Source organism: Nocardia abscessus NBRC 100374 (assembly GCF_000308455.1).
GTDB classification, from domain to species: Bacteria; Actinomycetota; Actinomycetes; order Mycobacteriales; family Mycobacteriaceae; genus Nocardia; species Nocardia abscessus.
This window is the reverse complement of sequence record NZ_BAFP01000063.1, coordinates 56,646-78,359: the sequence shown is the minus strand read 5'-3', so window position 1 is coordinate 78,359 and position 21,714 is coordinate 56,646. Positions and strand designations below refer to the sequence as shown.

The window sequence follows — 21,714 nt, the reverse complement described above, 5'->3', positions numbered from 1 at the left end:
CGTCGTTGAGTACCTAAAATTGTGGGATGGCAGGTCTTGGTGAACTCGAGAAAGCGGTCATGGACCAGTTGTGGTCGGCCGACGAACCACAAACGGTCCGGCAGGTGCACGAGGCGCTCGCCGCACGCCGCGAGCTCGCGTACACCACGGTGATGACCGTGCTGCAACGCCTCGCGAAGAAGAACCTCGTGGTGCAGCGGCGCGACGACCGCGCGCACCGCTACGCGCCGGTGCACACCCGCGACGAACTCGTGGCCAGTCTGATGGTCGACGCGCTGCAACAGGCCGACGCAGCGGGCAGCCGCGCCGCCGCGCTGGTGCACTTCGTGGAACAGGTCGGCAAGGACGAGGCTGCCGCATTGCGCGAAGCACTCGCTAAGCTCGAAGCAACCGAGGACTCGCCACCGCCGCCGCAGTAGACTCCTCGGGCGCCCTGGCCCCACAACGCAGTGAGCTGAGTCGATGAACGCAACCGCGCCGGTCTTCGCCGGACTCGCATTGCTTCTCGCAGGGCCCGCCCCGGCCTTGCTCAGCCGGGCGACCTGGACTTATCGGACACCCCGCGCAGCGCTGGTGCTCTGGCAGGCCATCGCGCTCGCCGCCGTGCTCAGCGCGTTCGGATCCGGGCTGGCCATCGCCGCCGAGCTGCTCGTGCCCGGCCCCGACGGCCGCCCGACCACCGCGCCGACCCGGGAGATCGACGCGCTCGGCCTGCCCCTGTGGCTGGCATACGTGTTCGTCTTCGCGCTGACGCTGCTCGTCGGCGCCCGGTTGATCTACGCCGTCGTCCGGGTCGGCGTGCACACCCGCAGGCGGCGGGCGCGCCACCGCATGCTCGTCGACCTGCTGGACCAGAGCGGTCCGCACCGGCGCGCGGCCGACATCCGGGTGCTGGCCGCCACCGAGCCGATCGCCTACTGCCTGCCCGGCCTGCGCCAGCGCGTCGTGCTCAGCGAGGGCACCCTGACCAACCTCGCCGACGCCGAGGTCACCGCCATCGTCAGCCATGAGCGTTCGCACCTGCGGGCCAGGCACGATCTCGTGCTGGAGGCGTTCACGGCGGTGCACGAGGCGTTCCCGCGGGTGGTGCGCAGCAAGGCCGCCCTCGGCTCGGTGAAGCTGCTCATCGAACTGCTCGCCGACGACTCGGCCGTCAAGGTCACCGGGCCGAAGCCGCTCGCCCGCGCCCTCGTCGCGTGCGCGAAATCCACCGCGCCGCAAGGCGCCCTCGCCGCGGGCGGTCCCACCACGCTCATCCGCATCCAGCGGCTCAGCGAGCGGATCGGCGACATCCGCATCGCCGCGGCCGCCTACCTCGGCTCGGCCGCCATTCTGGTGGTGCCCACGCTCGCCGTAGCCGTACCCTGGCTGGTGGAGCTGAGTCGGCTGTTCAACGGCTGACTCCCGAGCACGTATCCTGGACACTCGGTCCACTCCGGTCGGCCACCCCTCTCGTTCCACGCGGCGCGCGTCACGACCCGAGCCGCAGCGCGGTGAACCGCATCGCGCACCGCTCTCCTCCCACCGAACAGCGCGTTCGCTGCCGAACGCGCTGTGCGACGAAAGGCACACCCACCTCGTGACCCCCTCGACCACCGTCGCCGTGGCGCCCACCGCGACCTTCGCGGACCTGGGCCTGCCCGCCGTGCTCGTGCAAGCACTGCGGCGCGAGGGCATCGAGACGCCGTTCCCGATCCAGGCCGCCACGGCGCCGGACGTCCTTGCCGCCAAGGATGTGCTCGGCCGCGGGCCGACCGGTTCCGGGAAGACCCTGGCCTTCGGCCTCCCGATGCTCGCCCGTCTGATGGGCGCCTCGGCCAAGCCGGGCCGACCGCGTGGACTCGTGCTGGTGCCGACCCGCGAGCTGGCCGCGCAGATCGAGCGAGCGCTCGACGAACCGGCGCTCTCGCTGGGCTTGCGGGTGGCCTCGGTGGTCGGCGGCGCCCCGATCAAGCGCCAGGCCGACCGGCTCGCCCGCGGCGTCGACCTGCTCATCGCCACACCCGGGCGACTCGCCGACCTACTCGCACAGGGGGCCGCCGACCTGTCCGAGGTGATGATCACCGCGCTCGACGAGGCCGACCACATGGCCGACATGGGCTTTCTGCCGCAGGTGACCAAGCTGCTGGACCGCACGCCGCGCGACGGTCAACGCCTGCTGTTCTCGGCCACGCTGGACGGCGAGGTCGACAAGCTGGTCAAGCGCTACCTGCGCGCCCCCGTCACGCATTCCACCGCGCCGGCCTCGGCATCGGTCACCACGATGTCGCACCATCTGCTGTACGTCGGCGACAAGGTCGCCAAACGGGCGGTCGCCACCGAGATCGCCGCCCGCGACGGGCTGACCATCATGTTCGTCCGCACCAAGCACGGCGCCGACCGGCTCGCCAAACAGCTGCGCGGCGCGGGCATCCCCGCAGGCGCGCTGCACGGCGGCAAGGCGCAGAACAACCGCACCCGCACCCTCGCCGCGTTCGCCGACGGCTCGGTGCCGGTGCTGGTCACCACCGACGTCGCGGCGCGCGGCATCCACGTGGACGGGATCTCCCTGGTCGTGCACGTCGACCCGCCGCCGGAGCCGAAGGCCTATCTGCACCGGGCCGGGCGCACCGCCCGCGCGGGCGAGGACGGCGTGGTCGTCACGCTGGTGATGAACGAAGAGCGCCGCGAGGTCGAGGCGATGGCCCGCAAGGCCGGCGTCGAGATCGACGGCGTGGAGGTCCGCCCCGGCGACCGCACGCTGATCGAGATCACCGGCGCCCGCCGCCCCTCCGGTATTCCGATCGCGGCGGCGGCCGCGCCCGTGACCGCGGCGGCCACGGCTGCCGCGAAACCCGCACGGCGCAAGCCAGGTAAGCGCGGTGAGCCGACGGCGGCCGTCGGACGCGGCGGCGGTTCGCCGAAGCAGCCCGGTGGCCGGTCGGCCGCCGGATCGGGCCGCGGCGGCGAATCGGCCACCGCGCCCGCCCGCCGCCGGGGCACCGCGAAACCCGCCACGAGCAACACCGTCGGACGCGGCGCGAGCCCGGCCACCGGCGCTCCCACCCGCAGTTCGGGCAGCACGGGCGCGTTCTCCGGTCGCGCCGGTAGCCCCGCCTCCGGCGACACGCCCGGGCGGACACGGCGACGCGCCGCGCGAACCCAGCAGCCACCGAACCGAGGCAATCGGGCAGCAAACTAATCTGGTGTCCACCCATACGGCTGCCGCCGTCGTCTGCGCCCTACTGGCCGCGCTGTTCTTCGCCATCGCCGCCGTCGCGCAGCAGCATGCGGCGGCCGCGGTGCCGGAGGGTGAGTCGCTGATCCGCGCGCTGATGCGCAGTCCCCGCTGGTGGGGCGGCGTCGTCGGCGACGCGGGCGGATACGCCATGCAGGTCGCCGCCCTCGCCCTGGGCGCGGTTCTGCTGGTGCAGCCGATCCTGGTGAGCGCGCTGGTGTTCGCGCTACCGCTGTCCGCCCGGCTCAATCACCGCCGCGTGCCGCCCCGCACCTGGGCGACCGCCCTGGCGCTCACCGCCGCGCTGGCCTGCTTCCTGCTCGTCGGCAACCCGACCGCGGGCAATGCCGATGCGCCGCTGCGCGATTGGCTCATCCCGCTGGGCATCCTGCTCGGCCTGATCGCCGCCGCTATGGTCGGCGGCGTCACCGCGCGCGACCCGGGCCTGCGGGCGCTGCTGCTGGGCGTGGCGAGCGGCGCGCTGTTCGGGCTGGCCGCAGCCGTCACCTCCTACGTCACGGATCTGTTCGATCACGGCCTCGGCCACGTGCTCGGCGCCTGGCAGACCTGGGCGCTGATCGCGGCCGGCGTCGTCGGCGTGTACCTGCAGCAGCGCGCGTACCAAGTCGGCCCGCTCACCGCATCGCTGCCCGCCGTCACCATCGCCGAGCCGCTGGCCGCGGCATTCATCGGCTTCGCCGTGCTGGAAGAGCGGTTGCAAACCGGCGCGGGCGGGCTCGTCGTCGTCGTGGTCGCCGTGCTCGTCATGTGCGCCACCGCCGTCTCGCTGTCCCGCTCCCAGGCGGCCGCCTGAGGCGCTCGCGCAGAAGGGCCCGCGCCGGTCGGCTCCCGGTTATGATCGGTCGAGTGCGCTTTCTCCCCGGTCATCAGCCGCCGTACGACCTGACCTACGACGACCTCTTCCTCGTCCCGAACCGGACGGACGTCGCGTCGCGCTTCGACGTCGATCTGTCGACCACCGACGGGTCCGGCACCACCATCCCGATCGTCGTGGCCAACATGACCGCCGTCGCCGGGCGCAGAATGGCCGAGACCGTGGCCCGTCGCGGCGGCCTCGTCGTGCTGCCGCAGGACCTGCCGATCACCGCGGCCGCCGACACCATCGCCTTCGTCAAGAGCCGCTCGCTCACCGCCGACACCCCCGTGACCCTCGACCCCGACCGCTCGGTCTCCGAGGCAGTAGCCCTCATGCACAAGCGTGCGCACGGCGCGGTGGTGGTGACCGACGGCGGACGCCCGGTCGGCGTGGTGACCGAGGCCGCCTGCGCCGATGTCGACCGCTTCGCCCGGTTGCGTGAGGTCGCGGACACCGATTTCGTGCGGGCCCCCGCCGCCACCACCCCACGCGATCTGTTCGACCTGCTGCACGCCGAGCACGCCGAGTTCGCCGTGCTCACCGCCGAGGACGGCACCCTGGCCGGGGTGCTGACCCGCACCGGCGCCCTACGCGCGGGCATCTACCAGCCCGCCGTCGACGCCACGGGCAAGCTGCGCGTCGCGGCCGCGGTCGGCATCAACGGCGACGTGGCCGCGAAGGCCAAGTCCCTGGTGGATTCGGGCGCCGACCTGCTCGTCATCGACACCGCGCACGGTCACCAGGCCAAGATGCTCGAAACCCTCGCCGCCGTGCGTGATCTCGGGCTCGGCGTGCCGCTGGTCGCGGGCAACGTAGTGTCCGCCGAGGGCACCAGGGATCTCGCCGAGGCGGGCGCGAACATCATCAAGGTCGGTGTCGGGCCCGGCGCCATGTGCACCACCCGGATGATGACCGGCGTCGGCCGTCCGCAGTTCTCCGCGGTGGCCGAATGCGCGGCCGCCGCCGCGGAACTCGGCGTGCACATCTGGGCCGACGGCGGCGTGCGCCATCCCCGCGACGTGGCGCTCGCGCTGGCCGCGGGCGCGTCCAACGTGATGATCGGCTCCTGGTTCGCCGGTACCTACGAGTCCCCCGGCGACCTGCGCGTCGATCGCGACGGCAACGCTTACAAGGAGAGCTTCGGCATGGCGTCCAAGCGGGCCGTCGCCGCCCGCACCGCCTCCGACAGCGAATTCGACCGCGCGCGTAAGGGGCTGTTCGAAGAGGGCATCTCCAGTTCGCGGATGCGGCTGGACCCCGAGCGCCCCGGTGTCGAGGACCTCATCGACCACATCTGCTCGGGTGTACGCAGCGCGTGCACCTACGCCGGGGCACGCACGCTCACCGAATTCCACGACAAGGCCGTGCTCGGTGTGCAGTCCGCGGCCGGATTCGCCGAGGGTCGCCCGCTGCCCAGCGGTTGGTGAGCGCCGACACGCGCATCACACCGGCACCGGCCCACGCTGCTCGGCAGGTGGGCCGGTAGCATGGTGGTTGCCGGACACCGGCACCACGACAAATTTGCGAAAGGATCCAGTTGTCACCCGCGTCCAAGGGCGCCGTACAGGAGGGCTCCTCTACCGAGCCGGGTGACCACCCCGGCGTCCTCCTCCCCGCAGTAGTCCCAATCAGCACAGGCTGTCTCCCGGCACCGCTCAGGTGGTGCTGAGGATGTCCATCGCGCTCACCGCGCTCAGCCTGATCGGGTTCATCGCACTCACCGTCGGCACCGCCCTGTTCGTCGCCGCGGAATTCTCCCTCACCGCGCTGGAGCGCAGCACCGTCGAGGCGCACGCCCGCACCGGTGACGTCCGCGCCCGGATGGTCCGCAAGGCGCATCGCACTCTGTCGTTCCAGCTGTCGGGCGCCCAGCTCGGCATCACCATCACGACGCTGATCACCGGTTACATCGCCGAACCGGTGCTGGCCAGGCTGCTGAATCCGGTGTTCACCGGTCTCGGGCTGAGCGACGCCGCGGCGAGCGGCGTCGCCTTGACGCTGGCCCTGATCCTGGCCACCTCGCTGTCGATGATCTACGGCGAGCTGGTGCCCAAGAACATCGCCATCGCCAAGGCGCTGGCCACCGCCCGCGTCACGGCCGGGCCGATGATCGCGTTCTCGGTGGTGTTCAAATGGATGATCCACTTCCTCAACGGCACCGCCAACTGGGTGGTCCGCAGACTCGGCGTCGAGCCCGCCGAAGAGTTGCGCTCGGCCCGCTCGCCGCAGGAACTCGGCTCCCTGGTGCGCACTTCCGCGCTGCGCGGCGCGCTCGACCAGCCCACCGCTCAGGTGATGGATCGCTCGCTGCAGTTCGGTGAGCGCAGCGCCGAGGAATTGATGACGCCGCGGGTGAAGATCGAAGCGCTGGACAAGGACGGCACCATCGCCGATCTGATCAACGCGGCAGGCCGCACCGGCTTCTCTCGTTTCCCGGTGATCGATGGCGACCTCGACAACACCCTCGGCTTCGTGCACGTCAAGCAGGCGTTCACTCGCCCGGCGCACGCGCGCAGGACGTTCCCCCTGCACCGGCTCGCCCAGCCGGTCCCGATCGTGCCCGCGAGCCTGGACGGCGACGAGGTGCTCGAGCGCGTGCGCGCCGACGGCATGCAGGTCGCTCTCGTGGTGGACGAGTACGGCGGCACCGCGGGCCTGGTCACCATGGAGGACATCATCGAGGAGATCCTCGGCGACGTCCGCGACGAGCACGACGAGGAGGAGCGCGACGTGCGGCGAGTCTCCGACGGCTGGGACTGCTCGGGCCTGCTGCGCATCGACGAGGTCTCCCGGGCGACCGGATACGACGCCCCCGAAGGCGAGTACGAGACGCTGGGCGGCCTGGTACTGACCAGGCTCGGCCGCATCCCGGTGACGGGCGACGAGGTCGTGCTGCCGAATCCACGCTCGCAGCAGTGGACGGTGACCGAGAGCCCCGACGGGGGCGGCTGGGTCGCCCGCGTGGAGCGCATGGACGGACGGCGCATCGACCGGGTCCGGCTGATCCCGGTCGACGCCGACGCCCTCGCGACCAAGGAGCACAGCCATGGGTGACCTGTTCGGCGTCCTGCTCACCGTCGTACTGCTGGCAGGCAACGCCTTCTTCGTCGCCGCCGAGTTCGCACTCATCTCCGCCCGCCGCGACCGGTTGGAAGCGCTTGCCGCACAGGGCAAGCGGAACGCGAACACCGTCATCCGGGCGGGCGAGAACCTCTCGATGATGCTCGCTGCCGCACAGCTGGGCATCACGATCTGCTCGATCCTGCTCGGCCGCGTCGGCGAGCCCGCCGTCGCGCACCTGCTGGAAGGACCGTTCGAGTTGCTCGGCCTGCCCGAGCAGCTGCTGCACCCGGTGGCGTTCGCGATCGCGCTGACCATCGTGGTCATCCTGCACATCCTGTTCGGCGAGATGATCCCGAAGAACATCGCGCTGGCCGGGCCGGAACGCAGCGCGCTGCTGCTGGTACCGGCGCACCTGATGTGGCTGCGGCTGGCCCGCCCGCTCATCGCGTTCTACAACCTGGCCGCCAACCTGTCGCTGCGCCTGTTGCGGATCGAACCGAAGGACGAGCTGGAGGCCACCGTCTCGACGGTCGAGCTGGCCGAGATGATCGGCGAGTCCCGCTCCGAGGGACTGCTCGACGAGGAGGAGCACCGCCGTCTCACGCAGGCTCTCGGCACCAGTGACCGGGTGGTCGCCGACGTGATGGTGCCCCTGGACGCGACCCGATCGATCCCGCTGCGCGGCAACGGGACCACGCTCGGTGACACCGAATCCGCCGTCGCCGAGACCGGGTTCTCCCGCTTCCCGGTGCGGGCGAGCGACGGCTCGCTGGTCGGTTACCTGCACGTCAAGGACGTGCTCGACAAGGTCGCCGACGAGAGCGCAGGTCCCACGACACCGATCCCGCGCACCGATATCCGCCCGCTGCCCACGGTCGGCATGAACACCACGCTCTACGAGGCGCTGGCGCGGCTGCGCCGCACCAACAGCCATCTCGGCCGCGTGGTGGACGAGCGGGGTAACACCACCGGCATCGTCGCCCTGGAAGACCTGGTGGAGGAGTTCGTCGGCACCGTCCGAGACGGCACGCACCGGGTGGGCGAATGACGATCGGGGCGAGCGTCACCGGACCGGCCGGAGTGGGGTGACCATGCGGGTGTTGTCCGGTGCGCAGTGGCGGGCCCGCGCCGCCGCCCACCGGGCCCGGCTGGACGAGTTGGTCGGGCCCTATCTCGAGCGGCGGGCGCAGGGTTCGTCGCACCCGGTGATCGACTTCTTGTTCACCTACTACGGGAACAAACCCGCCCAGTTGCGGCGCTGGCATCCGGGCTACGGCACCGGGCTGGTGGATGCCGCCGAGTATCACGGCGCACGGGGGTATCACCTCGTCGTCCCCGACCGGGCGTCTGATTCGGGTGCCGAGGGCACCGCGGCGGGCAGCTACACAGCCGATCCCGCCTACCTGGCCAAACGTCGCGGCACCGTCGCGTTCGTCGCGAACCTGTTGCGCGCCACGGCGTCCCGGCCCGCCCAGCTGTCCTGCTTCGGTCTACACGAATGGGCGATGGTGTATCGCACCGACGACATCCGGCATCAGAAGGTGCCGCTGCGACTCGGACGAGCGGGCACCGACGCCGTGGTCGACTCGATGGCGCTGCGCTGTACGCATTTCGACGCCTACCGCTTCTTCACTCCGGAGGCCGTCGGCCGCAACGCCGAGCCGCTCACCCGCGCCGACCAGCTCCGCCGCGAACAGCCGGGCTGCTTGCACGCGAACATGGACTTGTACAAGTGGGGCTTCAAGCTGGTCCCGCTGATCTCCTCCGAGTTGCTGCTGGACTGTTTCGAGCTGGCCTGCGCCGCCCGCGAACTCGACATGCGCGCCAGCCCCTATGACCTGTCCGGGTTCGGCTACGAGCCGGTGCGCATCGAGACGGCTGCCGGGCGGGCGGAGTACGTCCGCGCCCAATCCGCGCTGGCGCAGCGCGCCGCCGAACTGCGCCGAACCTTTCTGCGCGTCTGCGACGAACTGCTGGCGGCGGACGCCGACGAGCACACACAGCCGGCCCACCCGCGCTGACGCGCCTCGACGGAAAAATTCGCGAATCCGTGCGGGATTCGATGAAACCGTCCCCCGAAGTTACCGCCAATTACTACCATTCAGTCAGTTCAGCGGTGACTGTCCCAGTCACCCTGGCCAGCCAAGCCCGAAGACGAAGTTGGGGGACGCGACGATGCGCCCAGTGGCCAAACTGTGCCGTGCCAAACCGTTGGCTCTGCTCACCATCGGCATGGTCACGGCCATGCTGCTGCCCGTGAGCGCCTCGGCCGATCCGGAATCGGTTACCCGCAACGCGGTCCAAGAATTCCTCGACGTCGGACGCACCTCGGTCCCCCGGGCCGACTGCGGACCGGGTTCCGCACCCGAGGGCGGTCTGCAAGGCGATGTCACCGCCGCCGACCGCGACAGCGGGCGCAGCACGCAGGGCTACCGGTGCAATATGTCCTTCGTCGGCGGCTTCGCGGGCCGTGGCGCCGGCATCACCTCCACCAGCTTCGAGCACTGCGCCTACCTGGGCTCGTTCTTCCCCGGCGACCTGATCAGCGAGGGACGCGGTGTCCAGGTGCTCGACGTGTCCGATCCGGCGAACCCGCGCCCGACGACGACGCTGACCGAGCCCGCCATGCTCGCGGGCACCTGGGAAAGCCTCAAGGTCAACACCGAGCGGAAATTGCTGGTCGGCACCGGTGTTCCCTTCCTCGAGGGCGTGGGCTACCTGTCGGTCTACGACGTCTCCGACTGCGCACACCCGCGGCTGCTCAATCCCGGCCCCGGCACGAATCTGGCGATGCCGCTGCCGATCACCACGCACGAAGGCGGCTTCTCCCCCGACGGCAACACCTATTGGGCCTCGGGGGTGGCGCCCGGTTTCGTCAGCGCGGTCGACCTGACCGACCCGGCCGACCCGCGCGTGGTGTGGCAGGGACTGACCGGCATCGAAGCGCACGGCTTCGGCATCAGCCCGGACGGCAACCGGATGTACATCTCCGCCCTCGGCGGGTTCACCGTCCTCGACATCAGCGCGGTGCAGCGCCGCGATCCGAACCCGCAGGTGCACCACCTCGGCCGGGTGTTCTGGACGGACGGCTGGGCGACCCAGCACAGTGTCCCGGTCAGCTACGACGGCAAGCCCTACCTATACACCGTCGACGAAGGCGGTTCCGGCGGCGTCAAACTCATCGATGTCTCCGACGACACCGCGCCCACGGTGGCCAACAAGATCAAACTCGAGATCAACCTGCCCCAGCACCTCGACAGCAATATCGGGTCCTCCATGGGCGGTTCCGCCTTCGCCTACGAAGCGCACTACTGCGCCGCCGACCGGCAGGAGAACCCGACCGCGCTGGCCTGCGGGTGGATCTCCTCGGGCATCCGGGTGTTCGACATCCGCGATCCCTACGCCATCCGCGAGATCGCCTACTACAACCCGCCCGCCCGCACCGGACAGAACCTGAGTCTGTGGAACTCGCCGCACGCGCTCGCCTCCCTCATCGGCGTTCCTTTGATGAGCGCGCCCCCCGCCGTGCGCGCCGTGCTGGAGGGACAGTTCAACCCGCTGGATGCCACCACCCCGCGGACCGGTCGCCTCGCCTTCGGCGACGTGTCCACCGACTGGTGTTTCTCGCCGCCGGAATGGCGCGGATCGCAACTCTACGTCGCGTGCTCGGACAACGGATTCATGGTGCTGCAATTGGACAACGACGTGTACTCGCCTCCGGCGAACCAGCAGTCGATCGTCGGGTCTTAGCGATGCGACGCTGGACGCGAATCGCCGCCCTGGCTTCGACGGCCTTCGCGCTGCTCGTGCTGGGCGCCGCGATGCGGCCACTGGCATTCCCGGAGAACCGTTCCGCCGCACCCGTTCTCACCGCGGTGGAGATCGGCTTCGTCCAGGACATGACCACCCATCACCAGCAAGCGCTGCTCATGGTGCAGCGGCTCGATCGCTCGGTCGACCCGGCGATCGCCCGGCTCGCCGAGCAACTCGACCGCACGCAGCGGCTGGAGATCGGCACCATGCTCGGCTGGCTGCGCTTGGCGGACGCGGCCCCGAGCTCCGACCGTCCGATGGCGTGGATGCACGCCGCGGACGCGTCGCCGCATCGGCACCCCGCAGCGGTCACGGAGCCCGCTCCCACTCCCCTCATGCCGGGGATGGCGAGCACCGCGGAGCTGGATGCCTTGGCGACGGCGCGCGGCCGCGACGCGGAAGTCCTGTTCCTACAGTTGATGTTCCGGCATCACCAGGGCGGAATCGCGATGGCCGAGGCCGCCGACGGGCTCCTGCGCTCGGGACCGGTCAAGGAGATCGCCCGTGCCATGATCCACGGGCAGGGCCAGGAAGCGGGGATGATGGGCATGCTGCTCACCCAGCGCGGGGCGGCCCCGCCGCCGTGACCACCAGGTCACGACGCCACATGCAATTCGAATCCGGTCACTCCGCGCGTCTCGCGACCAGGCTCGAGGCGCAGGCTGCGGTCGTAGTCGCCCCCGGCCTGCGGGCGGTACGGAATCGGCGCCAGCTGCGCCAGATCCGACATCCGCCGCCGTAGGTCATCGGCGACCTCGTCGAAGCGCGCCGAGCCGAGCCGGATCGTGTCGTGGACCAGGAACGGCGGCAGCACGTCCATGCCGGTGTAGTACAGGATGCCGTGGTGGATCGGGAACAGCAGATCCTCGACCGGGCCGTTGATCCCGCGGTCGGAATACGACGGCTGCTTGCCCCCGATCGAGACCACGAGCATCGCACGCCGGCCCGCCAGCACGCCCGCCCCGTACCTGGGCAGCGCCGTGCCACCGGCGCCGTAGGCGAAACCGCAGGTGAGGACCCGGTCCACCCACCCCTTCATGATCGCGGGCATGCCGAACCACCAGAGCGGGAAATGCAGGACCACGGCATCCGCCCACAGCAGTTTCTCCTGCTCGGCACGGATGTCGGGACTCAGTGTCCCGTTGCGGTAGGCCACGCCCGAGGCCAGCATGAAGTTGGGTTCCGCGACCGCGCCGAAATCGTCGGTGTCGGCGGCGGCCTTCCAGCCCATCGCGTAGAGGTCGGTGATCCGAACCTCGTGACCCTGCGTCCGCAATTGCCGCACGGCAACGTCTTTCAGCGCGCCGGTGAGTGAGTCCGGCTTCGGGTGGGCGTACACGACCAGTACGTTCGATCCAGCTTTCGTCACGTCTGGGCGCAACAGCCCTGGGCGCGCAGGAATTCCGGCGTGGCGCCGACCTGCACGGACGCGACACCTTCAACCCGGCGTCCTTCCGGCTGCGGAGTCTCGTGGAATGCGATGGGGGCGGTGCCCTCGACGACCGTCGATCCGGCGAGCGAACCCGAGCGGAGAGGAATGCGGAGTGTCCGGATAAGCCGTTCGAGGGCCGGCACGTCGTCGTCACGGGCGGCGGCGGGACAAGGCCTCGCTGCCGCGCTCGCGCTCGCCGAGCAGGGCGCGACGAGCATCGTGATGACCGTGACGGTCGCCCGACGGCGGACCGGCGACACCACGACGGTATCGTCAGCTGGACCGGGTCACGATCGTCGGCCGGGAGAGGTTGGGCAGCGGATGATTCGGACCGATGCGTTCACGGTGCCGAGGCACGTGCGGGGTTATCCGGGGGTGGCTTTCGGCGGGTACGTGGCAGGGCTGCTCGCCGCCGCGAGCGGTTCCGAGCAAGTGCGCGTCGACTTCCGCCGCACAGTTTCGGTGGACACCCCAGTCGTGCTGGCCGCCGACGGCTCGGGCGGCGCGGCACTCACCGATCAGGACGGTGCGGTGCTCGCCGAAGCGTCCGCGTCGACGGTTACGGTCACGCCGCGGCCCGCGCCCACGTGGGCGCAGGCACGAGCGGCGAGTGCGACAGCCGACGTGCTGCGCAAAATGAGCCACTGCTACGGCTGCGGCGCGGCCTGCCCGCCCGGCCGTGGGTTGCGCCTGTCCCCCTGGGCAATGCCCACGCACGACATGGTCATCGCCGCATGGACCCCCGATCTCTCCCTGGGCGGTCCCGATGGCCTTCTTTCCACCGAAAACGTCTGGGCCGCTTTGGACTGCCCCGGCGGGTGGGCCGCGATGGCCCTGCGTGACCTGCGCCCGGGCGCGGTGACCGCCGCCCTCACCGCCACACAGTTCGAACCCGTCCGCGCCGGCGCCCCCTACCTCTCCTACGGCTGGCCGATCTCGGCGAACGGCCGCAAACACAGGTCGGCGTAGCACTGGCCCGCATCGACGGCACGCTCTGCGCCCTCGCCGAAGCACTGTGGATCGAGCCCCGCCAACCACTGCCGTTCGAGTGGTGATCAACCCCACCCGCACCTGTCGGTGGCTATCGGTATCGTGCCCGCCATGCCCTCGTCGGTGCACGAAGTCCTCATCGAATTGGTCCGGCGCAGACCGACTTTGGTCGCGGAACTGCTGACTTCCACCCTCGGACTATCGCTTCCCGAGTTCGATCACGCACGCGTCGACTCGGGCGACCTACCGGACATCGAACCGACCGAGTATCGCGCCGACCTGGTCGTCACGCTCACCGCCGCCGGCGCCCCGGTCCTCGGCATCGTCGTCGAGGTGCAACTGCAGCGCGACGACGACAAGGCGTGGAGCTGGCCGGTATACCTGACAACACTGCGTGCGCGCCTGCGCTGCCTCGTCCTGCTGGTCGTCGTGTGCCCGAACGAGCGCGCCGCTGCCCACTGCCGTCGTCCGATCACCGTAGCGCCCGGGTTCACCCTCTCGCCGATGGTGCTCAGCCCGGCCAACGTGCCGGTCGTCAGCGACCCCCACACCGCGCACGAGCGCCCCGATCTAGCCGCCCTGTCCGCCATCGCCCACCGCAACGATCCCGAACGCGACGCGATCCTCACCGCCCTCGCCGCGACAGCACACGACTCGGCGGACGGTAAAAGGTACATTGACCTGGTACTGGCCGCTCTGCCGAAAGCAGCGGCCCGGCACTTCCTGGAGATGCTGATGACGACCGATACGTCCCCGTACTACAGCCAGTACTTCAAGCAGCTGTACGCCGACGGCAGGACCGACGGAATAGCCGAAGGCAAAGCCGAGGGCAAAGCGGAAGGCAAGGCCGAAGGAGAAGCCAAGGCGCTGCTGACCGTGCTCGCGACTCGCGGATTCCACGTCCCCGAGGCCTTGGCCGCCGAAATCAACGCTTGCACCGACGACGCGCGCCTCACCGAATGGATCACCCGAGCCGTCACCGCCGGCACTCTCGAGGAGGTCTTCGGCGACGGGGCTCAGTGAGTGTCGATGAAGCGGTACCACTGGCCGTCGAAGGCGGAGTATTCGACGCCGTTGGTGGACGGGGGGCCGAGGTGGGGTGGGGTGGCCGGGTCGCGGAAGAAGGCGAAGCCTTCCGAGTCCTGGTCGCCCGCTTGGGTGTAGAACAGGCAGCCGCCGTCACGGGGCGTGATGAAGGTGATGGTGTAGACGCCCAGGCGGGTGCGGTGGCCGGAGTGGGCGCAGTCGACAGCTTGGTCCTCGAGGATCCCGCGGGAGAGCCGCCAGCCGGTGTCCTCCGGGACGTCGTAGAGCGTCAGCGCCACCAGGACGCCGATCAGCACGGGCGAAGCGAGACTGTGGAACAGGGCGCGGTAGCGCAGCAGGCCGAGCAACCCGAACAGGACGGCGATCCCGCCGAGCACGCCGAGAACCACCCACAGCACGACGAGGGTCGGGAACGTGCCCTCCGCGGCGAGTTGCCAGAACAGCGCCGCGCAGCAGAGCACGACCAGGGCGGTCAGGAGCCCCATCCACAGCACGAACCAACGAGGAATACGCGACCGTGTGCGCACGGACCCAGCGGAGTTCACGTGTTCAAGATACGAGGGGCCGCAGCTTCGCGCGCGGTATCGGTGGCGAAATCGCCCAGCTCCATGGGGATCACGTCGATCCGGCCGGCCACCACAAGCGTGACGGATAGCCCGCGAAGCGGTGCGGAGTCGATTTCGAAAGCTCGCATGCTCGCCTCGTGTGGTCGAGAACGGTACCGCGCATCGAATTCCGGCGGTCCGATGATCGCTCGCGGTCCGTGGACAGTCGAGCCCGACAGTGTGAAAACAAACATTCCGGAACGCTTTTGCCGATTCCGGCCCGAACGCGAAATCCCCTGGCCAGAAAACTGACCAGGGGATTGCCTATTGCTCGAAGTAGATCGCGTACCGCACGCTCACAGCGGCGGGAAGCCCGCCGATCCGGTGGCCATCCAATTCCAGAACATCGCCGCGCGATTGGCGAGCAATGCCACGATGTCGAGCACAACGCTTCCCATGAATCTTCCTCACAAATCGAACGATCTCGTGCGGCCCCCAGGGTAACGGACCGATAAACGGGAGTCGAAATTCCGGATCCCGGAAGCACGAATCCCCCGGCCGACGGACCGGGGGATTCGCGTTGGGCGCGGACTAGACGCAGGCCAGCGCCTTCGCCTCACGGCGACGGCGGTGCAGGATCGGCTCGGTGTACCCGTTGGGCTGCTTGGTGCCCTCCAGGATGAGCTCCTTGGCCGCCTGGAAGGCGATGCTGCCCGCGAAGTCGGGGGCCATCGCCCGGTAGTTCGCGTCACCGGCGTTCTGCCGGTCCACGACCGGGGCCATCCGCTCCAGACTGGCCACCACCTCGTCGGCGGTGACGATGCCGTGACGCAGCCAGTTGGCCATCAGCTGGCTGGAGATGCGCAGGGTCGCACGGTCTTCCATGAGCGCGACGTCCTTGATGTCGGGCACCTTGGAGCAGCCGACGCCGTGGTCGATCCAGCGCACCACGTAGCCGAGGATGGACTGCGAGTTGTTGTCCAGCTCCTGGCGCTTCTCCTCGTCGCTCCAGTTCGGCGCGGCGGCCAGCGGGATCTCGAGGATCTCGTCGACGGTGGCGCGGCGGCCGCCCTTGGCGATCTCCTGCTGACGCTTGAACACGTCGACCAGGTGGTAGTGCGTCGCGTGCAGGGTGGCGGCGGTGGGCGAGGGGACCCACGCGGTGTTGGCGCCCGCGCGCGGGTGACCGATCTTCTGGGTGAGCATGTCGGCCATCAGATCCGGCATGGCCCACATGCCCTTGCCGATCTGCGCCTTGCCGGGCAGGCCTGCCGTCAGACCGGTGTCGACGTTCCAGTCCTCGTAGGACAGGATCCACTGCTGGGACTTCATGTCGGCCTTGCGGACCATCGGCCCGGCCTCCATGGAGGTGTGGATCTCGTCGCCGGTGCGGTCCAGGAAGCCGGTGTTGATGAACACCACCCGTTCGGCGGCGGCCTGGATGCAGGCCTTCAGGTTCACCGTGGTCCGGCGCTCCTCGTCCATGATGCCGACCTTGAGCGTGTTGCGCTCCAGTCCGAGCACGTCCTCGATCCGGCCGAACAGCTCGTTGGTGAACGCGACCTCGTCGGGACCGTGCATCTTCGGCTTCACGATGTAGACCGAACCGGTGCGGCTGTTCTTCAGCTTCGCGTCATCGGCCAGGCTGTGCTTGGCGATCAGCGAGGTGATCAGCCCGTCCATGATGCCCTCGGGCACCTCGTTGCCCTCGGCGTCGAGGATCGCGTCGGAAGTCATCAGGTGACCGACGTTGCGCACGAACAGCAGCGAACGGCCGTGCAGCACCAGCTCGCCGCCGTCCAGCGCGGTGTACACGCGGTCGGGGTTCATGGTGCGGGTGAAGGTCTTCTCGCCCTTGGTGACCTTCTCCGCGAGCTCGCCCTTCATCAGGCCGAGCCAGTTGTGGTAGCACAGCACCTTGTCTTCGGCGTCGACCGCGGCGACCGAGTCCTCGAAGTCCATGATCGTGGTGACCGCGGACTCCAGCACGACGTCCTTCACGCCCGCGGTGTCGGTGCTGCCGATCGGGGACTGCGGGTCGATCTGGATCTCGATGTGCAAGCCGTTGTGCTTCAGCAGCACCGAGGTCGGCGATTCGGGATCACCGAGGTAGCCGACCAGCTGGGAGGCGTCGGCCAGACCGATGCTGGTGCCGTCCTCGAGGCCGACCTCCAGCTCGCCGTCGACGATCTTGTAGGACGTCGAGCCGATGTGCGAACCGGTGATCAGGGTGACCGAGTCGTCGAGGAAGTTGCGCGCCCACTCGATGACCTTGTCACCGCGCACCTTGTTGTAGCCGGTGCCCTTCTCCGCGCCGTTGCCCTCGGGGATGGCGTCGGTGCCATAGAGCGCGTCGTACAGCGAGCCCCAGCGCGCGTTGGCCGCGTTGATCGCGAAGCGGGCGTTCATCACCGGCACCACGAGCTGCGGTCCGGCGGTGACGGCGATCTCGTCGTCCACGTTCTGGGTGGTGATCCGGAAATCGGCGGGCTCGGGGCGCAGGTAGCCGATCTCGGTCAGGAAGTTCTTGTAGGCGGCCTTGTCGTAGTTCGCGCCGGGGTGTTCGGCGTGCCAGGCGTCGACCTTGCCCTGGATCTCGTCGCGTTCGGCCAGCAGGGCGCGATTGCGCGGTGCGAGGTCGTTGACGACCTGCTCTGCCCCGGCCCAGAACGCGGCGGAATCCACGCCGGTCCCGGGGAGCGCCTCGTTCTCGACGAACTCGTGGAGAACGCGTGCCACCTGGAGCCCGCCGACCTGAATCCGCTCTGTCATCTACTGCCTCACTTCCGCGAAACCGGGTGGGAAAACAAAGCCATGTTACCCGCGGGTAGTGGTGCCACCGCGCGCCGGGTCGTCCGGCCCTGTGCCCGAATCTGTCCGCCACGCCGATATGAGCGGGTTTTCACCCGGCGGGTCGTCGAGCCGTCGGCGGTCGGCCGGACAGCCCCTTGATCGTAACCCGCGGCCGATTTAATGTACTGATCGGAACATTTCTCGACCCACGCAGGAGTTCAGGTGTCACTCACCGACAAGGTCGCCGTCGTCACCGGGGGCAGCCGCGGTCTGGGCAAACAGATGGTGCTCGCGTTCGCCGAAGCAGGCGCGGACGTGGTGATCGCCAGCCGCAAGCTGGAGGGATGCGCCGCGCTCGCCGAGGAGGTGACGCGGCGGTTCGGTCGCCGCGCCCTGCCGGTGGCCTGCAACGTCAGCGACTGGTCGCAGTGCGACGCTCTGGTCGAGACGGTCTACGGCGCGTTCGGCCGGGTGGACGTGCTGGTCAACAACGCGGGCCTCTCGCCGCTGTACCCGAGCCTGGACCAGGTCACCGAGTCGTTGTTCGACAAGGTCATCGGCGTCAATCTGAAAGGCCCGTTCCGGCTGTCGGCCCTGATCGGCAGCCGCATGGCGGCCGACGGCGGCGGTTCGATCATCAACATCTCCTCGATCGAGGCGGCGCGGCCGGAGCCGTTCGCGGTTCCCTACTCGGCGGCCAAGGCGGGGCTCAACGCCCTCACCGGAGGGCTGGCGCAGACGTTCGCGCCGAACGTGCGGGTCAACACCATCCAGTGCGGCCCCTTCGAGACCGACATCGCCACGGCGTGGCCCGACGAGCTGCGCACGGAACTCACAAAGCACAACGCGTTGCGCCGCGTCGGCGAGCCCGGCGAGGTGGTCGGGGCGGCGCTGTTCTTCGCCACCGACGCCTCCGCGTTCTGCACCGGCGCCACCCTCGCGGTGGACGGAGGCTGGCGATGAAGGCTCTGACTTACGAAGGCCCGCAGCGGATCTCGTACAACGATCGGCCGGACCCGGTCTTGCCGGGCCCCGACGGCGCGATCGTCCGGGTGACCGCCGCCGGCATCTGCGGCAGTGATCTGCACATCTACGCCGGACACGGTTTCGTCGCGGGCGCCGGTTACGGCGTCGGGCACGAAGCGGTGGGCGAGATCGTCGAACTGGGACCGCACTCGCGCGGGTTCTCGGTCGGTGACCGCGTGCTGGTCGCCGCGTCGGCGGGCTGTGACAGCTGCCCGCAGTGCCGTGCCGGAATCGTCACCGCATGCGCGCGCCACCCGCTCCCGGTCGACGCCTGCTACGGGCTCGGCGGCTCGCTGGCGGGATGCCAGGCCCAACTGCTCGCCGTACCGCACGCCGCGGGCAACCTGGCGAAGCTGCCCGACGAGGTGAGCGATACCGCCGCCGTCGTACTCACCGACAACGCGCCCACCGCGTGGTACGGAGCCCGGCGCGCCCGAGTCGCGCCCGGCGACACCGTGGTGGTGATCGGCCTCGGTCCGGTCGGACTCATGGCGGTGCAGTCCGCCTTCGCGATGGGCGCGGCGCGGGTGCTCGGCGTCGACCTGCTCGCCGAACGCCGCAAGCGTGCCGCCGACCTGGGAGCCGAGCCGGTCGCGTCCGACGACCCGAAGCAGGCGATCCGGGAAACGCTGGGCGGCGGGGCGGATGTCGCGATCGAGGCGGTGGGCGCCGACGAAACCATCAAGCTGGCGATCAGCGCGGTCGGGCACGGCGGCCGGGTCAGCGTGATCGGCGTCAGCCACAACCGCGCCTATCCGTTCCACCTGATGGCGGCGCAGGTGAAGGACCTCGAATTCCACATCGGGCTGTGTGCGATCCAGTACGAACTGCCCGCATTGCTGAAGCTCACCGCGGGCGGCAGGTTGCGGCCTGAAGCCGTGGTCACCCATCACCTCCCCATGTCCGAGGGGCCCGCGGCCTATCAAATGTTCGCCGAGCGGGCCGACGGCGTGGGCAAAATCGTTCTGGACCCGTCGAGATGACCGCCCCTTCGCGTCGGCGCGGCCGCCCGCCCGCCGCCGAATCCACGGCGAGCGACACCAGGGAGCGGATCGTGCGGGCGGCGATCGACCTGTTCGCCGAGAAGGGCTTTCACGGCACCGGCGTGGCCGAGATCGGCGAGCGCGCCGACGTGCAGCGTGGTGCGCTGTACTACCACATCGGTTCCAAGGAGGAGCTGCTCTGGCAGATCCTGCGCGACTACATTCAGCGAATGCTGGCCGACGCCGAACAGATCGCCGACGGCCCCGACGATCCGGTCACCAAGCTGCGCAGGCTGATCCACAGTTACGTGCGGCTGATCATCCGGCATCAGCGTGAGGTGGCCATCCAGCTGCGCGACGTCGGCGCGCTCACCGGCGAGCGCGCCGCGCAACTGCAGGACCTGCGCGACCGGGTCCAGCACTGCTGGCAGCGGGTCATCGACGCCGGGCACGCCGAGGGGGCGCTGCGCACCGCCGACCACGTGGTCACCAACAGCCTGCTCGGCATGTTGAACATGGTGTCGGTCTGGTACCGCCCGCACGGCGACCGCTCGCCCGGCGAGATCGCCGACATCCTCACGAGCACTTTGCTCGACGGCGTGGTGACCAGCACCGCGCGGGACACGAAAGGCTGACCATGGCTTGGGATTTCGAGACCGACCCGGAGTACCAGCGGAAGTTGGATTGGGCGGCGGAGTTCGTCCGGACCGAGGTGGAGCCGCTCGATCTGCTCTATCCCAATCCGTACGACCGCACCGACCGCGAGGCGATGGCGCTCATGCGCCCGCTGCAGGAACAGGTCAAGGAGCAGGGCCTGTGGGCCTGCCACCTCGGGCCGGAACTGGGCGGCCCCGGCTACGGGCAGATGAAGCTCGCCCTGCTCAACGAGGTGCTCGGCACGTCGGTGTGGGCGCCGTCGGTATTCGGGTGCCAGGCTCCGGATTCCGGCAACGCGGAAATCCTCGCCCACTACGGCACGCCGGAGCAGAAGAAGACCTACCTCGAGCCGTTGCTGGCCGGGGAGATCGGCTCGTGCTACGTCATGACCGAGCCGACCGGCGGCTCGGACCCGACGCTGTTCCGAACCCGCGCGGTGCGCGACGGCGACCACTGGGTGATCAACGGCGAGAAGTGGTTCAACTCCAACGCGCAGTTCGCCGCCTTCCACATCGTCATGGTGGTGACCGACCCGGACGTGAGCCCGTACCAGGGCATGTCGATGTTCATCGTGCCCGCCGACGCGCCCGGCCTGGAGATCGTGAAGAACTTCCATGTCGCCGGATTCAGCGAGCACGAGGGACACCTGCGGTTCACCGACGTTCGTGTCCCCGCCGACCACCTGCTCGGCGCCGAGGGACAAGGTTTCGTGGTCGCGCAGACCCGATTGGGCGGCGGCCGCGTACACCACGCGATGCGCACGGTCGCCATGGTCCGCAAGGCGTTCGACATGATGGCCGAGCGGGCGGTCTCGCGCCCGATGCGCGGCGGCCCGCTGGCCGGGTTGCAGATGACCCAGGAACGCATCGCCGACAGCTGGATCGAGATGGAGCAGTTCCGGCTGCTGGTGCTGCGCACGGCCTGGCGCATCGACAAGGAGCAGGACTATACGAAGGTCCGCAAGGACATCGCCGCCATCAAGGTCGCCATGCCCAAGGTGATGCACGACATCGCCCAGCGCGCGCTGCACCTGCACGGCGCGATCGGCGTCAGCCAGGACCTGCCGTTCATCGACATGCTCAGCTACGCGGAGGTGATGGCCCTTGCCGACGGCCCCACCGAGGTGCACAAGATCACCCTCGCGAAAGAGGTGCTGAAGGACTACGCCCCCGCCGACCCGGTGTACCCGAGCGGATACCGGCCCGCGCTCCGGGAGAAGGCGCGCGAACTGGTGGCCCGGCGCCTCGAGCACATCGTCGGAAACCTCTGAC

The 21,714-nt window shown here is 69.6% G+C and carries 21 protein-coding genes; 16 read left to right on the top strand and 5 right to left on the bottom strand.

The window, feature by feature from the left end:
* The first annotated feature begins 26 nt into the window (after nt 1-26).
* The 10 genes from ON19_RS12170 to ON19_RS12125 all read left to right on the top strand — a co-directional run bounded on the left by ON19_RS12170 (nt 27) and on the right by ON19_RS12125 (nt 11,557).
* Complete coding sequence (locus ON19_RS12170; protein WP_043690252.1) at nt 27-419, top strand: BlaI/MecI/CopY family transcriptional regulator; 393 nt, start codon at nt 27-29, stop codon at nt 417-419.
* A gap of 43 nt (nt 420-462) precedes the next feature.
* Entirely contained in the window at nt 463-1,401 is a 939-nt protein-coding gene (locus ON19_RS12165; protein WP_043690250.1) for a M56 family metallopeptidase, read from the top strand.
* Between the two features lie 178 nt (nt 1,402-1,579).
* Complete coding sequence (locus ON19_RS12160) at nt 1,580-3,181, top strand: DEAD/DEAH box helicase (protein WP_043690248.1); 1,602 nt, start codon at nt 1,580-1,582, stop codon at nt 3,179-3,181.
* A 4-nt stretch (nt 3,182-3,185) separates the two neighbouring features.
* Nucleotides 3,186-4,031 carry a DMT family transporter gene (locus ON19_RS12155; protein ID WP_043690245.1) on the top strand — a complete coding sequence of 282 codons (846 nt, stop codon included), beginning with the start codon at nt 3,186-3,188 and terminating at the stop codon, nt 4,029-4,031.
* A gap of 53 nt (nt 4,032-4,084) precedes the next feature.
* A complete protein-coding gene (locus ON19_RS12150) occupies nt 4,085-5,521 on the top strand; it encodes a GuaB1 family IMP dehydrogenase-related protein (RefSeq protein WP_043690337.1) in 1,437 nt (478 codons plus the stop codon).
* A gap of 244 nt (nt 5,522-5,765) precedes the next feature.
* A complete protein-coding gene (locus ON19_RS12145) occupies nt 5,766-7,148 on the top strand; it encodes a hemolysin family protein (RefSeq protein WP_043690243.1) in 1,383 nt (460 codons plus the stop codon).
* Nucleotides 7,141-8,205, top strand: a complete 1,065-nt coding sequence (locus ON19_RS12140) for a hemolysin family protein (RefSeq protein WP_043690241.1) — start codon at nt 7,141-7,143, stop codon at nt 8,203-8,205. The genes ON19_RS12145 and ON19_RS12140 overlap by 8 nt, the downstream gene beginning before the upstream one ends.
* A gap of 43 nt (nt 8,206-8,248) precedes the next feature.
* On the top strand, nt 8,249-9,178 hold the full coding sequence (locus tag ON19_RS12135) for a hypothetical protein (RefSeq protein ID WP_043690334.1): 930 nt from the start codon (nt 8,249-8,251) through the stop codon (nt 9,176-9,178).
* 154 nt (nt 9,179-9,332) lie between these two features.
* Nucleotides 9,333-10,907 carry an LVIVD repeat-containing protein gene (locus tag ON19_RS12130; RefSeq protein WP_051168780.1) on the top strand — a complete coding sequence of 525 codons (1,575 nt, stop codon included), beginning with the start codon at nt 9,333-9,335 and terminating at the stop codon, nt 10,905-10,907.
* A gap of 2 nt (nt 10,908-10,909) precedes the next feature.
* On the top strand, nt 10,910-11,557 hold the full coding sequence (locus ON19_RS12125; RefSeq protein ID WP_043690237.1) for a DUF305 domain-containing protein: 648 nt from the start codon (nt 10,910-10,912) through the stop codon (nt 11,555-11,557).
* A gap of 8 nt (nt 11,558-11,565) precedes the next feature.
* Here the strand turns inward: ON19_RS12125 and ON19_RS12120 are convergent, their stop codons facing one another.
* Both ON19_RS12120 and ON19_RS12115 read right to left on the bottom strand, forming a co-directional pair.
* Nucleotides 11,566-12,339, bottom strand: coding sequence for an NAD(P)H-dependent oxidoreductase (locus ON19_RS12120; protein WP_083899315.1), 774 nt, complete (start codon nt 12,337-12,339; stop codon nt 11,566-11,568).
* A complete protein-coding gene (locus ON19_RS12115; RefSeq protein ID WP_043690236.1) occupies nt 12,336-12,665 on the bottom strand; it encodes a hypothetical protein in 330 nt (109 codons plus the stop codon). Before ON19_RS12115 ends, ON19_RS12120 begins: the two co-directional genes overlap by 4 nt.
* 58 nt (nt 12,666-12,723) lie before the next feature.
* Between ON19_RS12115 and ON19_RS12110 the strand changes: the two genes are divergently transcribed.
* Nucleotides 12,724-13,371 (top strand): hypothetical protein, encoded by a 648-nt coding sequence (locus ON19_RS12110; RefSeq protein WP_227954874.1) that lies wholly within the window; start codon nt 12,724-12,726, stop codon nt 13,369-13,371.
* 132 nt (nt 13,372-13,503) lie between these two features.
* The gene (locus ON19_RS12105) at nt 13,504-14,415 is read left to right on the top strand and encodes a hypothetical protein (RefSeq protein ID WP_043690330.1); all 912 of its coding nucleotides are present in this window, start codon (nt 13,504-13,506) and stop codon (nt 14,413-14,415) included.
* Here the strand turns inward: ON19_RS12105 and ON19_RS12100 are convergent.
* The 3 genes from ON19_RS12100 to ON19_RS12090 form a co-directional block, all read right to left on the bottom strand.
* The gene (locus tag ON19_RS12100) at nt 14,409-14,924 is read right to left on the bottom strand and encodes a hypothetical protein (RefSeq protein WP_043690235.1); all 516 of its coding nucleotides are present in this window, start codon (nt 14,922-14,924) and stop codon (nt 14,409-14,411) included. The two genes, ON19_RS12105 and ON19_RS12100, sit on opposite strands and share 7 nt — an antisense overlap.
* Before the next feature lie 56 nt (nt 14,925-14,980).
* Nucleotides 14,981-15,133: a hypothetical protein gene (locus tag ON19_RS41795; protein WP_157229678.1), complete on the bottom strand. Its 153-nt coding sequence runs from the start codon at nt 15,131-15,133 to the stop codon at nt 14,981-14,983.
* A 442-nt stretch (nt 15,134-15,575) separates the two neighbouring features.
* Nucleotides 15,576-17,756 (bottom strand): malate synthase G, encoded by a 2,181-nt coding sequence (locus tag ON19_RS12090; RefSeq protein WP_043690233.1) that lies wholly within the window; start codon nt 17,754-17,756, stop codon nt 15,576-15,578.
* A gap of 243 nt (nt 17,757-17,999) precedes the next feature.
* On the opposite strand from ON19_RS12090, the gene ON19_RS12085 reads away from it, so the two are divergent.
* Genes ON19_RS12085 through ON19_RS12070 form a run of 4 tightly spaced genes read left to right on the top strand, consistent with a single transcriptional unit; the run spans nt 18,000 to nt 21,713 of the window.
* On the top strand, nt 18,000-18,740 hold the full coding sequence (locus ON19_RS12085; RefSeq protein WP_043690232.1) for an SDR family NAD(P)-dependent oxidoreductase: 741 nt from the start codon (nt 18,000-18,002) through the stop codon (nt 18,738-18,740).
* On the top strand, nt 18,737-19,786 hold the full coding sequence (locus ON19_RS12080; RefSeq protein WP_043690230.1) for a zinc-binding dehydrogenase: 1,050 nt from the start codon (nt 18,737-18,739) through the stop codon (nt 19,784-19,786). Before ON19_RS12085 ends, ON19_RS12080 begins: the two co-directional genes overlap by 4 nt.
* The gene (locus ON19_RS12075; RefSeq protein WP_043690229.1) at nt 19,783-20,421 is read left to right on the top strand and encodes a TetR/AcrR family transcriptional regulator; all 639 of its coding nucleotides are present in this window, start codon (nt 19,783-19,785) and stop codon (nt 20,419-20,421) included. The genes ON19_RS12080 and ON19_RS12075 overlap by 4 nt, the downstream gene beginning before the upstream one ends.
* Nucleotides 20,422-20,423: 2 nt before the next feature.
* Nucleotides 20,424-21,713, top strand: a complete 1,290-nt coding sequence (locus ON19_RS12070) for an acyl-CoA dehydrogenase family protein (RefSeq protein ID WP_043690226.1) — start codon at nt 20,424-20,426, stop codon at nt 21,711-21,713.
* The last annotated feature ends 1 nt before the right edge of the window (nt 21,714 follow it).

Bases quoted from the DNA above. Each gene is read 5' to 3' on its own strand.
- ON19_RS12070 (WP_043690226.1), top strand. From the start codon at position 20,424: ATGGCTTGGGATTTCGAGACCGACCCGGAGTACCAGCGGAAGTTGGAT.
- ON19_RS12135 (WP_043690334.1), top strand. From the start codon at position 8,249: ATGCGGGTGTTGTCCGGTGCGCAGTGGCGGGCCCGCGCCGCCGCCCAC.
- ON19_RS12110 (WP_227954874.1), top strand. From the start codon at position 12,724: ATGATTCGGACCGATGCGTTCACGGTGCCGAGGCACGTGCGGGGTTAT.
- ON19_RS12170 (WP_043690252.1), top strand. From the start codon at position 27: ATGGCAGGTCTTGGTGAACTCGAGAAAGCGGTCATGGACCAGTTGTGG.
- ON19_RS12145 (WP_043690243.1), top strand. From the start codon at position 5,766: ATGTCCATCGCGCTCACCGCGCTCAGCCTGATCGGGTTCATCGCACTC.
- ON19_RS12130 (WP_051168780.1), top strand. From the start codon at position 9,333: ATGCGCCCAGTGGCCAAACTGTGCCGTGCCAAACCGTTGGCTCTGCTC.
- ON19_RS12075 (WP_043690229.1), top strand. From the start codon at position 19,783: ATGACCGCCCCTTCGCGTCGGCGCGGCCGCCCGCCCGCCGCCGAATCC.
- ON19_RS12105 (WP_043690330.1), top strand. From the start codon at position 13,504: ATGCCCTCGTCGGTGCACGAAGTCCTCATCGAATTGGTCCGGCGCAGA.
- ON19_RS12090 (WP_043690233.1), bottom strand. From the start codon at position 17,756: ATGACAGAGCGGATTCAGGTCGGCGGGCTCCAGGTGGCACGCGTTCTC.
- ON19_RS41795 (WP_157229678.1), bottom strand. From the start codon at position 15,133: ATGCGAGCTTTCGAAATCGACTCCGCACCGCTTCGCGGGCTATCCGTC.
- ON19_RS12140 (WP_043690241.1), top strand. From the start codon at position 7,141: ATGGGTGACCTGTTCGGCGTCCTGCTCACCGTCGTACTGCTGGCAGGC.
- ON19_RS12125 (WP_043690237.1), top strand. From the start codon at position 10,910: ATGCGACGCTGGACGCGAATCGCCGCCCTGGCTTCGACGGCCTTCGCG.
- ON19_RS12100 (WP_043690235.1), bottom strand. From the start codon at position 14,924: ATGGGGCTCCTGACCGCCCTGGTCGTGCTCTGCTGCGCGGCGCTGTTC.
- ON19_RS12080 (WP_043690230.1), top strand. From the start codon at position 18,737: ATGAAGGCTCTGACTTACGAAGGCCCGCAGCGGATCTCGTACAACGAT.
- ON19_RS12165 (WP_043690250.1), top strand. From the start codon at position 463: ATGAACGCAACCGCGCCGGTCTTCGCCGGACTCGCATTGCTTCTCGCA.